19 protein-coding genes are annotated in these 14,936 nt (G+C 38.2%); 16 read left to right on the top strand and 3 right to left on the bottom strand.

Annotated features, from left to right (window positions below):
- The 16 genes from G602_RS31080 to G602_RS0116270 all read left to right on the top strand — a co-directional run.
- Positions 1 to 420, top strand: a 420-nt coding sequence (locus G602_RS31080) for a division/cell wall cluster transcriptional repressor MraZ (RefSeq protein WP_442855919.1), incomplete at its 5' end; no start/stop codon positions are given.
- 394 nt (positions 421 to 814) lie between these two features.
- Positions 815 to 1,075: a hypothetical protein gene (locus tag G602_RS0116345; RefSeq protein WP_026492975.1), complete on the top strand. Its 261-nt coding sequence runs from the start codon at positions 815 to 817 to the stop codon at positions 1,073 to 1,075.
- Positions 1,072 to 1,419, top strand: a complete 348-nt coding sequence (locus tag G602_RS0116340) for a hypothetical protein (RefSeq protein ID WP_026492976.1) — start codon at positions 1,072 to 1,074, stop codon at positions 1,417 to 1,419. The genes G602_RS0116345 and G602_RS0116340 overlap by 4 nt, the downstream gene beginning before the upstream one ends.
- 270 nt (positions 1,420 to 1,689) lie before the next feature.
- Positions 1,690 to 3,378, top strand: a complete 1,689-nt coding sequence (locus G602_RS0116335; RefSeq protein WP_026659938.1) for a sensor histidine kinase — start codon at positions 1,690 to 1,692, stop codon at positions 3,376 to 3,378.
- Positions 3,371 to 4,945, top strand: coding sequence for a response regulator transcription factor (locus tag G602_RS0116330; RefSeq protein ID WP_026659936.1), 1,575 nt, complete (start codon positions 3,371 to 3,373; stop codon positions 4,943 to 4,945). The genes G602_RS0116335 and G602_RS0116330 overlap by 8 nt, the downstream gene beginning before the upstream one ends.
- Before the next feature lie 130 nt (positions 4,946 to 5,075).
- Positions 5,076 to 6,416, top strand: coding sequence for an ABC transporter substrate-binding protein (locus G602_RS0116325; RefSeq protein WP_081676049.1), 1,341 nt, complete (start codon positions 5,076 to 5,078; stop codon positions 6,414 to 6,416).
- A 57-nt stretch (positions 6,417 to 6,473) separates the two neighbouring features.
- Entirely contained in the window at positions 6,474 to 7,430 is a 957-nt protein-coding gene (locus G602_RS0116320) for a carbohydrate ABC transporter permease (RefSeq protein WP_049945285.1), read from the top strand.
- Positions 7,427 to 8,260 (top strand): carbohydrate ABC transporter permease, encoded by an 834-nt coding sequence (locus G602_RS0116315; protein ID WP_026659933.1) that lies wholly within the window; start codon positions 7,427 to 7,429, stop codon positions 8,258 to 8,260. Before G602_RS0116320 ends, G602_RS0116315 begins: the two co-directional genes overlap by 4 nt.
- A gap of 5 nt (positions 8,261 to 8,265) precedes the next feature.
- Positions 8,266 to 9,018 (top strand): alpha/beta hydrolase family protein, encoded by a 753-nt coding sequence (locus tag G602_RS27105; protein ID WP_196808706.1) that lies wholly within the window; start codon positions 8,266 to 8,268, stop codon positions 9,016 to 9,018.
- A 282-nt stretch (positions 9,019 to 9,300) separates the two neighbouring features.
- A complete protein-coding gene (locus G602_RS0116305) occupies positions 9,301 to 9,525 on the top strand; it encodes a hypothetical protein (protein ID WP_242835642.1) in 225 nt (74 codons plus the stop codon).
- A 13-nt stretch (positions 9,526 to 9,538) separates the two neighbouring features.
- Entirely contained in the window at positions 9,539 to 9,778 is a 240-nt protein-coding gene (locus G602_RS0116300) for a hypothetical protein (RefSeq protein WP_026659931.1), read from the top strand.
- Between the two features lie 163 nt (positions 9,779 to 9,941).
- A complete protein-coding gene (locus G602_RS0116290; protein WP_026659929.1) occupies positions 9,942 to 10,595 on the top strand; it encodes a DUF3267 domain-containing protein in 654 nt (217 codons plus the stop codon).
- A 154-nt stretch (positions 10,596 to 10,749) separates the two neighbouring features.
- Positions 10,750 to 10,980 (top strand): type II toxin-antitoxin system antitoxin VapB, encoded by a 231-nt coding sequence (vapB, locus tag G602_RS0116285; RefSeq protein WP_026491868.1) that lies wholly within the window; start codon positions 10,750 to 10,752, stop codon positions 10,978 to 10,980.
- On the top strand, positions 10,977 to 11,390 hold the full coding sequence (gene vapC, locus G602_RS0116280; protein ID WP_026659928.1) for a type II toxin-antitoxin system tRNA(fMet)-specific endonuclease VapC: 414 nt from the start codon (positions 10,977 to 10,979) through the stop codon (positions 11,388 to 11,390). Before vapB ends, vapC begins: the two co-directional genes overlap by 4 nt.
- Before the next feature lie 239 nt (positions 11,391 to 11,629).
- Positions 11,630 to 11,875: an AbrB/MazE/SpoVT family DNA-binding domain-containing protein gene (locus G602_RS0116275; protein WP_026659927.1), complete on the top strand. Its 246-nt coding sequence runs from the start codon at positions 11,630 to 11,632 to the stop codon at positions 11,873 to 11,875.
- Positions 11,872 to 12,177 carry a type II toxin-antitoxin system PemK/MazF family toxin gene (locus tag G602_RS0116270; protein ID WP_026659926.1) on the top strand — a complete coding sequence of 102 codons (306 nt, stop codon included), beginning with the start codon at positions 11,872 to 11,874 and terminating at the stop codon, positions 12,175 to 12,177. The genes G602_RS0116275 and G602_RS0116270 overlap by 4 nt, the downstream gene beginning before the upstream one ends.
- Positions 12,178 to 12,236: 59 nt before the next feature.
- On the opposite strand, the gene G602_RS27100 is transcribed toward G602_RS0116270, so the two are convergent.
- From G602_RS27100 to G602_RS0116255, 3 genes are all read right to left on the bottom strand, one after another.
- Positions 12,237 to 13,007, bottom strand: a complete 771-nt coding sequence (locus G602_RS27100; protein WP_044932498.1) for an AraC family transcriptional regulator — start codon at positions 13,005 to 13,007, stop codon at positions 12,237 to 12,239.
- Positions 13,008 to 13,292: 285 nt separating this feature from the next.
- Positions 13,293 to 13,436: a hypothetical protein gene (locus G602_RS30615; protein WP_155829907.1), complete on the bottom strand. Its 144-nt coding sequence runs from the start codon at positions 13,434 to 13,436 to the stop codon at positions 13,293 to 13,295.
- A complete protein-coding gene (locus tag G602_RS0116255; protein ID WP_026659584.1) occupies positions 13,437 to 14,882 on the bottom strand; it encodes a DDE-type integrase/transposase/recombinase in 1,446 nt (481 codons plus the stop codon).
- Between the last annotated feature and the right edge of the window lie 54 nt (positions 14,883 to 14,936).

Here is a 14,936-nt window from a genome sequence, read left to right as displayed (position 1 = left end):
GTTATTTATGATTATGATGCAGGAAATGAAAAGTGTATTCATGCATACATAAAATGGGAAATAAAGCTATTAGAGAATAAACAATATGTGATAACAAAAGGCTTTGATGAATGCGTGCTCATTTTTGCAAATAATGAATTTGAACGTTTTTCACAAGCCCTTCGAGCCCTACCAGAAAAGGAACCTTACAACCGGCTATTATGTCGCTTCTTTTTAGCTAGTTCTGACGATGTTGAGCTGGATAAAAAAGGGCGTCTGGGACTTTTTTCAAAGGCTTATGCTAATCATGGAAATTGGCAAAATGAAGTCGTAATTATTGGTAAGGGTAATGTCGCCCAGATTTGGGATAAGACCACTCTGATTGGAAATCCTGATTTAATAGATTATGTGTGGAAAAAATATGAGGAGATAGTAAATTAGATGTAATCTGTATATACATGTTAAAACATTGCTACGCATAATACTGAAAAAAAGCGAAGAAGAGATAATACCTTTAAGGGTAAGATTTTAAATATGCTTGGCAGGTGAGTGGCAAAGGAAAGGGCTGCATTTTTGTGCAGCCCCTTTTATTGCAAGTATGTTACTTCTTTTCATTGATATAAGGAGCCTGGCAAGGAGTATCACCGGTACTGCAATAACGGATATTAGGACAGTAGCGCCGGTAGCGATGCGCGAACATTATTTATTTTACGGGAGTGTTTTTGTGTCCAGTTATTCTTGGCTGGTATTGATAGGCTTGCTGAATGATTAGTAGACAAATTATTCAGCGAATCCTATAATGATATTAATAAACCATGCATGCGGAGGTAGTATCATGCCAGTTATTAAGCCTATATCAGATCTTAGAAATTACACGGAAGTCACCCGGGATGTCAGTTATGGCAATAGGGTTTACCTGACCAAAAATGGTCATGGTGATATTACAATGATAGATATGCAAGAGCTTGATGATATTGAGAAAGAGCTTGCTCTGTACAAGTTTAAATATGAAATGGCTATCGCGGAACAGTCAATTAAGACTGAGGGGACTGTTTCTGAAGACGAACTGGCTAAGGAGCTGGGGGTAAAACTTTGAAAAAGATAGAGTACTCAAAAGTTGTTCAAAGAAAGCTCAAAGCCCTAAAGGAAGAACTTACAGAGAAGTATGGTGGTGAAACATCAGTTGATACTATGACGAAGATTATGCGAGATATCCATCATCTTTCAGATAATGACCGGATTGGGATTCAGATTTCACAAATGTATGATGTGGATACTGACTACTGGTATCTCTTTACTTCCCACAATTATTTTATTTACAGAACAGAAAAGACATCTGTCGTTATAGTAAATATGTTTAATGAGAAAGAAGACTTTATGCTAAAGCTTTTTGGCATATCAGGAAGAACCCAGGAATCTATCGACTATTGGGGCGAGTAGGAGTATCCCGTTTTTTTTAATATATGCAACTGCATAGGTAAAGGAACGGACTGCATTTTTGTGCAGTCCTCTTTTATTGTAAGTATGTTATTTCTTACGTTTCGTTGATATAAGGAGTCCGGCAAGGAGTGTTACCGGTACTGCAATAACGGATATTAGGGCAGTAGCGCCGGTAGCGATGCTTTGCATTGTAATGTTTTTTCTTCTCGGTGCGGGTTGAAAAAAGATATAATAAAATGAAAAATGATTAGGAAAAGATGGTGAATACAATTGCGAAACAACAAAAAGACTATAAAAAATAAATTCTTTCTTTCAGTCTATCTTATTGTTCTGATAACCACACTTTTTGTGGATACCATCGTTTATTTTATATACAAAAATGATATCGAGAATAAAATTGGCGATTATGGTCAGCAGGCAATAGACAATATGGCAGTCAACATATCTAAGAATATTCTTCAGATGGAAGAAAATATAACTTATAAAATTAACGATACCGCATTGTTTTATCCTAATAAGGTAAAAGACGGGCTTATCAATAGCAACGTTGAGATCAAAGCCTTTACTGCGCTTGTTGGCAGCAATGATATAGATGTGAAGACTTGTTATGTAGAAAGGACAGACGGAACTATTGCTTTTTGGAGCGGAGGAAATGAAACCTACGAGGCATATAAAGACCTTATGGTGTGGAAGGGAATTGATGAGATAAAGAGCCTGCCTACTCAGAATCGCGGAACTATGCTGTGGAGAAGGTTTAGTGATAGACCAGACAGCATATTTTTGATTAAAAATGTAATCGATGTAGACTCATTACAGAAGCAAGCTTTTCTTTGTCTTGAAATAGATGACAAATATTTCGAAACGCTGTGTAAGAGTGACTTCATGCCGTTTATTGTAAGGGATGAGAATGATGTCATACTCTATGCAACCGACTCGATTAAGGATCCCGCAGACAACAAAGCTGTGCAAAAAAAGTATATTACTATGAATGCACCTATTTCAAAAAAAAGGTGGAATCTTACCGGATTGGTGGAACGTGATGAATCTCTTGCCAATCTAAATCATCTGCTTGCAATCATTACATTGTTTGAGGTTGTATTGCTAGTTTTTAGTGTCGTTATTGCGTCTAAAGTAGCTGATAATATAACAACAAATATAAGAACACTAATTGCAGGAATGAAGCGCTTAGAGAACGGAGAAGACGTTGAAGAGATAAAACCCATCACCGGGGATGAAACGGAGTACCTTGTACAAACATTTAATGATTTAAATCAAAGACTAAAAGATACTGTCGCAGAGGTTACTGAGAAACAGGTGCAAAAAGAAAGAGCAGAGTACCATGCTCTGGTTACCCAGCTAAACCCGCATTTCCTTTATAATACATTAGAGTCTATGAGTGCTATGGCAAAGCTAAATGGACAACAGGAAATAGTTGACACTATCGGCGCTCTATCAAAAATACTAAGAGTAAGTCTTACTGATACAGATGGAACCGTAACACTCAAGTCAGAGATAGATTACATAAACCAGTACTTAAAGCTTGAAAAGCTGGTTACTGGTGGCAAGGTTGATTGGGAAATAGACTGTGATGAAAATACTCTTATGATGGAAGTTCCTAAGCTTATACTGCAGCCAATTGTAGAAAACAGTATAGTTCATGGCTTCAAGGATAAAAAGGAAGATGCGATGATTGCAATACATGCTGAGGCTAAGGAAAAGTTGATCATTGAGGTCTCTGATAATGGTTGTGGTATGTCTCAAGATGAAGTAGATAAAGCTATAAACAGTGAAGTCGAAACAGTTAATCCTTCAGAGGATAGGAAGCATATTGGAATCGGTTCAATTAAAAAGCGTCTTAAGTATATGTATGGTTCTGATGCGGTGATCAGTATAGATTCAGCACCTGAAATTGGTACTACAATAAAAATAGAAATACCTTTGGGAGAAGCAAATGTATAAGATACTTATTGCAGATGATAACGAACTGGCAAGGACAGCACTTAAACAATCTATCAAATGGGATGAATTAGGCTGTGAACTTGTGGCAGAGGCTTCTGACGGTGATAGTGCAAATGAAATGATAGATGAGTTCGTTCCTGATATAGCTTTGCTTGATATTAAAATGCCAGGGAAGAGTGGAATGGACATTGTAGAACGGTTGTCAGGATCCGATAGGAAACCGCTTTTTATCATGGTAACTGCGTATGATGATTTTGATTACATGAGAAAAGGCATGCAATATGGAGTATGGGATTATCTTTTAAAACCGGTTGATGATTCTGAGTTAATGCAGGTACTGCATAAAGCAGTCAATCAATTGAAGGAAAAGACAGGAAGGAAAGATCATGACCAGATTGATCAGGAATTAGAAAAATATAAGGCAAGACTTAAAGAAACAGAGGAAGAGATAGAGGAAAAACTGTTTCATGACGCTATCAATGGCCTTAAAGAGCCAACTGAGAGATTGTTTAGGATATGCAAAGAAAAATATGGAATGCATGATTATGCGCTCGTTCTGGTTTCTCCGGAGAATGTTCAAGACAAAGAATGGCTTCAAGGCTTTATAGAATCACAAAAAGAGATTGAAGCAAGTATTAGCTCTGTTGTAAAAGGAACATGGAGAAAAGAAGGATATTTATTACTGCTTTCCTTTAAAATGGCAAGATTTTCTAAAGAGTATAATGTACAGGCTATAGGCATAGCAAACGATATCCTCCATAAGAATAAAGAGCGGGGATATCAGGTTTATATTACTTTAAGCCAGGCATCATCAATTTTTGATGATATTACGGCATTGTTTGATCAATGTATATTTGCAAAGAATGGGAGGTTTTTCCTGGAAAACAGGACCATAGTCCATTATGCAAGCCTTCAGAGTAAAAGCAACAATTCTGATTATTTCAAGATGAAGGCATTACATGAACTATATGATTCATGTAAAGAATCAGATGGTGAAATCAGCAAAAAGATGGACGAATTATTAGATCAGTTCAAGGCTGACGATACATATGATGTGGCTTATATGAAAAATAACTTGATACAGGCAGTTATGCTCATGTGCTATGCTGTGAATGAAAAAACCGTTAATAGTGATGGATTTGTGGATGTACAGGCATGCATTAAAGAGCTGTCTCAAAAGGAAAGTATAAGCGACACGTTTGACTGGATGAGAGAGTTTGCTGAAACTATAGAAAAGCAATTATCCAATGCTCAGACTATTTCTCCACAAGCCCGTAGTATTCTGGATTTCCTACATTCGCACTATGTTGAAGACATAACTCTTGAGGATGTGTCTGAACATATAGGAATTACAGGTACACATGTAAGTCGGATATTAAAGAAAGAAACCGGTGAGACATTCGTGACTTGTCTTAATAAGATCAGAACTCAGGAAGCAGTAAAATTATTAAAAAGCGGGCAATATAAAGTATATGAGATAGCAGAGATGGTTGGTTACAGTAACTACGCATATTTTTATCAGACATTTAAAAAATATACAGGGGTATCTCCTAAGGAGTATGTTTGAAAACTGATATAAAATGTTGAAAAAACTATTGCTTTCTTCCTAGAAAATGTAATTTTTGTGGCATTTTTTTTATGTTCAAGCAATTGTTTAATAGGAGTGTAAACAAAAATTACACGGGAGGGTAACTAAGATGAAAAGACGATTGTTAAGTTTAATGCTTAGTACAGTAATGGGCAGTATGCTTTTGGCAGGATGTGGGAGCACGCCTGTTGAAACAACTGATCAAGGTGCAGGAACGGCTGTGACTGAAGTGGCAGATACACAGACAGCAACTGCTGAGGCTCCGCAAAGTGGCGAATTGTCTGGAGAATTAAACATAGTTCATTATCTGTCTGAACCTCAGAAGATTGCAGCTCTTGATGAAATGGTGACCGGCTTCGAAGCAGAGAACCCTGGAGTTAATGTGAACCTTGAATCTACAACGCTGGAAAACTATCAGGATGTTTTAAAGCTTAAGTTTTCTACTGGAGATGTTCCTGACGTTGTATTCGGTGGGCCCAAGACATATTCTACGTTTGTAACTGCAGGAAATATTGAAGATCTTACTGGTAAAGAATTCGTAAGCCGTGTACAGCAGAACACACTTCAAAATGTAGAAATTGATGGAAAGGTATATGGAATACCTCTCGATGTACTTGCGAATGCCGTTCTTTACAACAAAGATATTTTCAATGAGGTTGGACTTGAAGTACCTACTACCTATTCAGAGTTTATCGATTGTTGTAAAACGCTTGAAGATGCTGGATATGTTGGATGTACTGCAGGTTATCAGGACGGAATATCAGTAGGTGCTAATTTCTATACAATATTCTATGGGGCACCATACTCAAAAATGGCTCAGTTTGAAGATGAGATGCTCGCTGGAAGCAAGTCAGCGTCAGACTACCCTGAACTTGCAAAGTCACTTACACAATGGCGAGAGATCATGGAATATCAAAACGAAGACCAGAGATCAATCAACACCGATCGTGCAGAACAGATGTTCGCTAATGGTGAGGCAGGAATGCTTATCATTGGAACCTGGGGAATTGGTGCAGTTATGAACTATAATCCTGATGGAAATTATGGTGCATTTATGTATCCTTCTGAAGACAACGCAGCAGATAATCTGATACCGATATCGGCTGGCGATTGCTGGATGATGGTTAAGGATTCTCCAAATCATGATATAGCTGAAGCTTTCTTTGAATATATGACCAGACCAGAGACAAATGCTAAATGGTGTGCGACAACCCAGGAAATAACGATTCTTAATGATGTTCAGATGACAGATGTTCCTGATGCAATGAAAGATTGTGCAGACATCATTTCTAGCGGTAAAGTTTGTAACTATACTGCAGGAACAATATTCTCAGGCCAGCACTTCTCATCATGGGGTGAGACACTTCTCGAGTTTGCAGTAACTCCGGATATGACTAATGAACAGTTCTGTGAAACTCTCGATAATAAGTTTTCCGCAGCTAATAAATGATGACCTGTTGGAGCAGCTAAAATTCTTAGCTGCTCCTAATATTAGGAGATAACAATAATGGATGTTGAACGTATTAAGGCAGGACCTGTAGATGGCGTTGCCAGGGTGCTTTTTGCGCAAAAAAAGGATGAAAGCTCGTTAAGAGCAAAAAGACATGGCAATAAAAAGATGGATATAAAAAGTGAATTAGTGGATCTGTCCTTTTTAATGCCAGCATTTTTGGTTCTATTATTTGTCATTCTGATTCCTTTAGTACTTGGAGTACAGTTTACTTTCACAAGTTGGGATGGGATCTCACCAGTTAAAGAGTATGTAGGATTTAAAAATTTTAATACAGTCTTTCATGATAAAGACCTTTTGGTTCCAATAAAAAACACAGCCATTTTCACAGTTATAACGGTTGTGTGCGTTAACCTTATAGGACTGGGGCTTGCACTTTTAGTTAACAAAGAGCTCAAAGGATTGAACATCTTTAAGAGTATTATATTTATCCCCCTTGTTATAAGTCTTGTTCTTGTATCACAAATGTGGATGTATGTATATAATGACTTCTTTTCATTTATAGGACTTGAAAATCCGTTAGTAAGCAAAAAATATGTAATGCTTGGATTGTGTGGAATGTGTATCTGGAAGGAATCAGGACTTGCTATGATGGTATACCTTGCCGGACTAAAGGGAATTCCTTCAGATGTTATGGAAGCAGCAGTTGTTGATGGGGCTAATGCCTGGGAAAGATTCAAAAACGTTACCATACCATTTCTGGCACCTGCATTTACATATTGCATACCGCTATGGCTTGCCGGAGGGCTTAGAATGTTTGATTATGCCACGGTTGCAACCAGTGGTGGACCTGGTGATGCATCAACAACAATGACATATTATATTTACAAATACTTATTCCCATACAACAAAGTGGGTTATGGTCAGACGGTTGCAATGATCTATTTAGTAGTTTGTATTGTGATATCAACAGTTATAACAAAGCAGCTAAGAAAGAGGGAAATTGATCTATGACGAAAAATAACAGATTTGGGATGGATATGATGAGAGGTCTGGTTCTGACCATTATCTCGATAACCATATTGGCACCGTTTTATGTGGCTTTTTGTTATGCTTTTAAGTCAAGAACTGAGTTTGCCAGAACAAAGCTCGCATTCCCTACATCGATATATTTAAAGAATTTTTTAGAGGCTATCCAGGTTCCTAACTACTTTACAGCATTTAGAAACAGCATTATAGTCGCAGCGTTCATGGTATTTACTGTAATGGTTGTGTCATCGACATGTGCCTATATTATAGTAAGAAAAAAGAACAAATTTTACGACGCTTTTTACTATATTTTTCAATTTGTTATTCTTATACCATTTCAAACTCTTATGTTTCCATTATATAGAGAGCTTAATGCTATTCATGCACTTAATACTCTTTGGGGGCTTGTGCTTACGCAGGTGGGAATGAATGTTGGATATGTGGTGTTTCTTTATGCAGGGTTTGTTAAAGGCATACCTATTTCGCTCGAAGAAGCAGCAATGCTTGACGGATGTAATAAGTATCAGACGTTCTTTAAAGTTGTATTTCCGCTTTTGAAACCGATAAATATGACAGTTTTTGTATTATCTTTCTTGAACTCCTGGAATGATTTTGGCATGTCCATGATAATATGCCAAAAGAAGGAAGTAAGAACCATTCCGATGATGCAATATACTTTCTTTGGAGAGTATTCATCAAATGTGAGTGTTGCCTTTGCTGGAGCTATACTTGCTATGATACCTACAGTGGTAGTATATTTTTTGGCACAGAAATACATTGTTGAAGGAATGACTGCGGGTGCAGTCAAGAGTTGATGAAAATGGAGATAATAAAAGAAGAACATATTGTTCATAATGGGGAAAGAAATATCTATGGCAAATGGTTTTTCCCTAAAGATAAAGATATAAAGGGTGCCGTTATTCTAAGTCATGGATATAATGGCATTCACGATGACTTTGAATATGAATGTACAACATTTGCTGAAAACGGTTATCTTGCGTATGCTTTTGATTTTAGTGGTGGATCTGTTAGAACAAAAAGCATCGGTCTTAAGACGACAGAAATGACTGTATTTACCGAGAAAGATGATCTGCTGGCGGTATTTAAGGATATTTCCTCCAATGCAAAAGTCTCTGGGAAGAAGCTGTTCCTTTTTGGCGGAAGCCAGGGCGGTTTTGTAAGCGCACTCGCCTTGGAAGAATTGCAGAATGCGGTAAATGCAGCAGCCTTATATTATCCGGCATTTAATATCCCGGATGATTGGCGTAAAAACTATCCTGATGCTGACGGTATTCCAGAGGTTACGGAGCTTATGGATATGACTCTTGGTAAATGTTATTTTGAAGCAATAAGAAATTATAATGTATTTGATCACATTGGAAAGTATACAAATCCATTACTTATCATATATGGCGATAAGGATGAGCTGGTACCAATGGAGGCAATTCGCAATGCGAAAGAAAAATACATGGATGCAAAACTGGTCATTCTGAATGGAGAAGCACATGGCTTTACACATGAAGGATGTAGGCAGGCTATGAAGGATATCATTGATTTATTTGATAAAATATGAATATGGTGCTTTGACTGAAGCCGGCATATGGGTATGGAGGCATACAGGTGGAGATAAATGCGTTACATTTATAGGGAAAAAGTGATTTTGTAAAGAGTTTATAAATAGCTTATGTTTTGGCGGGCCATCAGCTTTGGTGGTCTGCTTTTCTTTTAAGTCACGAAGAATGGAAAATATGGATATATTTTTTGCTCTACTTGATATGTAACAGAGCCACCTTTTTGCTTACAATATGACCATAGAGATGAAACAGTAGTCGTTGGTACATATAGAAGGATGGTGATGATCATGTTACTGACAATTCTTTTTATGGTTTGTTTATTTGGTTTTATCGGAAAGCTCATAGGATTTGCTTTTAAGTTTTCCTGGAGCATGATCAAGGTAGCATTTTACCTTGTGTTCCTTCCGTTCATTTTAATAGCAATGGTATTTGGAGGACTGCTTTACATAGCATTCCCGATACTTGTTGTTGCAATGATAATTGGTCTTTTGACTAAGGAAGCATAAGGAGGAAAATATCATGAAAATTACACTCGAAGCAATTGAAAAGGTAATGAATCAGGCAGGAGTCGACTATGCAGCAGCAAAAGAGGCCCTTCTTAAAGCAGAAGGTGATGCAGAGAAAGCTATCAAGGATCTCCAGCCGAATAAGGGCTGCTGCAGCGAAGAGCCTGTTGAACTTTTAGAAGAAATGGCTGTGAAGTGGGTTAGCCTTAACCGTAATCCTATTCAGCTTGGAAGAGCTTCGTATAAGAGATAAATGCTTCAAGAAGTGACTATTGAATATAGAAATGAGGCTTAAATATGATATCTCTTGATTGGGATAGTTTTTCTGATCATAGGAGCAATAATTATGGCAAAAAAGAAGCAGAAGAGGGATAGAGCAGAAGAACAGGCTATCCTAGAAAGGCTTAATTAAATAGATGTGGAATATAGAATATAAGGGAACTCTCAAAGGAAGTATAGATACTATTGCAAGCGATAAAGAATTACCATCCCACGCTTTTCAATTTAAAGAACCAAGCACAACATGGGAGGCCTTCACTATCGGTTCTTTTATTGTGCTGCCGGTAATCCTTGTAATGGTTGGCATTTCCTGGCTTACGATGAAAGATGTTTATGCCGGTATAACCAAACAAATGATTCGAAGTGAAATGAAATATATGGTACTGATTTTTGGCATATGTACCGCGTTGCTTATTGTTTCAATGTGGATCCATGAATATATACATGCTGTTTTGTTTCCAAGGGCAGCGAAAAAAGAGATTTATGTAGCCCCTTCCATGGGTGCACTGTTTGTCTATAGCGAGGACCTCATAAGTAAAGGGCGTTTTATAATCATGTCTTTGGGACCTGCATTAGTGCTTGGAATTGCACCATTTATCATGTGGATTATTCTAGCTCAGTTCATTTCGTTCCCTGTATTGGTAGCAGTAGCAATAGTACTGTATTCCATCTGCATGGTATTTAGCGCGGTTGGTGACATTGTGAACGTTTATAACTGCATCTGTCAGGTACCATCCAGCGCAAAAGTATTTAATCATGGTTATCATACATACTGGATATTGGATAAATAAGGTGAGACAAAGGTAAAAACATGAACAAAATCACAAAGGCATGAAAATGACCCAAAATGGATTGCCTTCGTTACAGAATAGCATTGACATGGTATATACCGCAGTATATACTAATTATAGCAAACAAGTTCCGATTATTCATGGAGGTATTGTTATGACAACTGCAAAGCTATTTGAGAACGGAAGAAGCCAAGCCGTAAGACTTCCAAAAGAATGTCGCTTTGAGGGATCTGAGGTCAATGTACATAAGATTGGTAATATCGTATTCCTAATTTCTCCTGAAGATGAGTGGGCTGGGTTGGATGCTGCCATCGCTATGATGGGAGAAGATTTCATGGAAGATGGAAGAGCAGATGATATTGTCCAGGAGCGCGAAGAATTATGAAGTACATGCTTGATACTAACATATGTATTTTTGTACTTCGTAACAAGGACAATCAGGCTGAGAATGTCATAAAGAATATCAAAGCTCATAAGGCTGAGGATATCTGCATATCCTCTATAACTTATGCTGAGCTGATGCATGGGGTAGAAAAGAATGTAAATCCCAGCAAAAAACGGCTTGGTCTTATGCTGTTCTTATCAAATATATCAGTCCTTGATTTTGACCAGAAAGCTGCTGAAGAGTATGGAAAGATAAGAGTAGCCCTTGAAAAAAATCGTAACATAATCGGTCCTATGGATATACTGATTGCTGCTCATGGTAAATCCTTAGGAATGACGATTGTAACAAACAACACCAGAGAATTTGAAAGAGTAGAAGGCTTGAAGGTGGAAGACTGGTCGCAAGAATAAGGCTTGGATCAGGGTATTAAGTTTATCATTTTTGTACAACCTGGTGTCAGTTGAGTTGAACGAGGGTCAATTTTCTGACCATCGTATTTGAAAATGCGAGGATTTCCCTTATTTACAGGCTTTCCTCGCATTTAGACTGTCAAAGATGGGATTATACACATACTGACAGGTTTCAGTGAATAAGTTGATTTTTTTGCCTCGGGGATATACAATGTATATACAAAGAGGAGGTATTGCTTATGCAGGCTAAGGTTAAAGCATGGGGAAATAGTCAGGGAATTAGAATACCCAAAGAAGTGCTTCAGGAGGCAGCTATTTCGGTTGATGATGTTCTCGATGTCAAGGTATCTAATGGCATGATAATGCTTGTTAAACCATTTAGACATAGAACACTGGAAGAACGTGCTGCAGAATTTGGTGGGCAGCTCCATTTAGACGGCGAATTTGGCTGGGGTGAACCGGTAGGAAGAGAGATTTGGGAATGAAGGAAGAATTGCATCAGGGGGATATTCTTAAGATTGAGCATATCAAGAAGCCGGTTCTTGTTGTAAGTAAGGATTTTTTTAATCAGACTCATGAAATAATTGGCTGTCCTATTTTTGAAAAAGGAGAAGCTGGGCCTTTACATATTCATATCAAAACTGAAGACGTAGAAGGTTATGTGCAATGTGAAAAAATGGCACTCCTTGATTTGAATATCAGGGGTTATTCAAAGATTGATAGGATACATTATCCTGACATTATAAATATCACAGACGCTATCCAAGGAATCATTGACTACATCTGAAAATGAATCAACATGGAATCAGTGAGATTTCTTTAGTGGGAATATTGGAGACGAGTAAGTTATACCGGGAGTTTTTTATGCCGTCCCTTAATATGCTTGTTAAAATGGGCTTTTCGGAATGCGGCCGGAGTGCAGCTGTTCTTTTCTTTGAAACATTGCGTAAAATAGCTTTGGGAATTAAACGCAAGAAAGCTGCTTATTTCAGCGCATGAATAATCAGAAAAGCGCAGCATGTTCTCTGCGACTTCAAGCTTTCGGGACAGGATATACTCTGATACAGTATATCCTGTTTCTTTTTTGAACAGAGTAGAGAAATAGTTATTATTGAGCTTTACAAAAGCAGCAAGGTCATCCAGGCGGATGCTTTCATGCAGGTGATGGTCGATATAGTCCATGCAGAGAATAACCTGCCTTGAGTAGACATTCTGTTTTTTCAGCTTCTGCATCTGCTCGGTAAAGAATGTGACCATCTCGTAATGCAGATCCAGAACTTCCTGTACTGTGGTACATTTGTTCATGTTATAGATGTAAAGGTCACTTGTGTTGTAGGCGGTTTCTGAGTTAAGGCCGCCCTCAATGGCGAACCTTGTCATGAGAGTAGCGTTGCAGATCATGAGATATTTCATATTGGTAACAGGATCATCGGCAAGAGTTGAAGTGTTTTCTGCCATCATTTTGTGACTTTCATCGGCGGCTCCTGGGTCGCCATTCTTCATCATTTCGTACTGCTTCATTTCATCTTCGTATTCAAAATGAATATAGTTGTTTTCCCTGCCTATGAAATCCTTAAGAGCTACCTGTGCATTTGGATTTGATATTCTTTTTGGCATGATATTTCCTCTGAACCGGTATTCCCTGACTTTTGAACCGGTTAATATTTTACCACATATTATTTATAAAAACATGAGAAAATTGATATTTATAATGAGCTCTTGAGAGTATAAATAAATCAGATCAGAACAAAGCAACGAAAATGATTTTTAGAGATAGTGTCAAATGATCTATGAAAAAACTGGGTCAAAAAAATAGGCTCAGATTGAACCTTGAAAATGTAGATATGTAGGTTGTGGTAACCTGACGCCACCCTTGACAGCACAAAAAATAACTGCTGTAGGTTAATCACCGACGGCGAAGAACTCAAGAACAATTAGATTTTCTCCGTCGATTTCAGCAGTGTAGCAGTTATTTTTTGTGCCATCAAGGGCAAGCCGCTGAAGCGGTGGCTGGGTTATTACCTCAGGCTCAGAATCTAAGAACAATCAGCTGGCTGCCTGAAGTTCCATGATTTTTTGCTGACCAAAGTAAATCATGAGCTGCCACTTGGCAGGCATGTTCTCAGCTTTGGATAGTATGTCATCAACTACTGGTGGTTTGAAGTCATTGAACTTATGAGGCCTCAGGAAGTTATAGTAGGCAACCCACAAAGTCAGATCATAGTTAGCGCCATCGTAGTTATCAAACCCATTAGTGATTCGATAAGATGCCTTATAGGTGCGGTTAAGACGCTCAATCATCTGTTTAAAAGGGCGGTATTCTTTGGACACTTCATCGTTGTTCTGGAGACCGATGACCTGTGTGATCTCAAACTTGAATCTGTCACCGAACTGCCTAAAGAACTGTTGGGCTGCAAGCGGATACGCACTATACCCATCAGCGATAAACTTGAAATTTTTGGGAAGCTCAGACATACCTTTGAATGCCATTCTCATTGCAAGGATGCATGGACCTACGCCACGGTTGTCAGATACCTGATAACCGATGATGGCTCTGGTAGCAGCATTCAGAATAAGCCAGACATAACCTTTGATGCCGCGCACCTTTATGTACGTTTCATCCGCAGCAAAGGCATTGCCTTTCTCATAAGGGTAATTGTCAACAAAAGGCTTTATACAGATGGCAGCTGTCTTACAGTAGTTAGCAACCTGCTGATGAGATATAGATATCCCATACAAATCAGATAATGCCTGTCTTGTTTTTCTCAAAGACAGTCCGAGATTGACATGGAACGTAAGGCACAGGGACATGATGTGGGCGTTGTGCTTGCTGAATTTAAGTGAGGATGCATTCTTTGGAAGAGAGTTCAGATCCATCTTAAAAAAATCTATCGAGAATTCGCGATAGATGTAGTGAAGCTTGTATTTATACTTGCCATTCTCTTCGGATAGATCCTCTTTATCGACTTTTTTAAGGTTGCTGAGATAGTAAGGACATTTGGGATTAACACACTTATGGATGGCGAAGTGCTTACGGTCTTTTATACGTACAAGAGTATGCTGGCAGTGAGGACATTTTAAAGATAACTGTTTATCAAAGCGATTGTCCTCAGGCGTAAAAGTAGTCTGGCAGATCTTACACATGAGCTGTCCAGCTTTACCATTGTTCTTGTAGAGATATGGCTGTGGTGCATGACATGATGGACAAGAACATTCCTCCGGGATATCGCATTCTGAACGTCTTTTGATTGGTTTAACGGGTTTGCCATAGCGCTGAGTATAGTAGTTGTTAAGGTCCTTCCAGTCCCAGTCCTGATGATAATAGACAATCTTAGGAAGTTCATCCACTTTGAACTTTTGATATTTGGGAGAATGTGAGTCATCGAAAGCCCACTGTTTGAGCGGTATATATCTGCAGATGAAGTTAATAAGCCAGCAATTCTGTTGATAGAGTTGGTGGATGATTTCAAGTAAATAAAGTATAATGTTCATGAGCATTGAGTCCTTTTCGGAGATGTTGATTTGGTCGTTGACATTATACCAAAA

The organism is Butyrivibrio sp. AC2005, from assembly GCF_000424145.1.
Taxonomy (GTDB): domain Bacteria; phylum Bacillota; class Clostridia; order Lachnospirales; family Lachnospiraceae; genus Butyrivibrio.
This window is presented reverse-complemented; position numbering and strand designations above follow the sequence as displayed.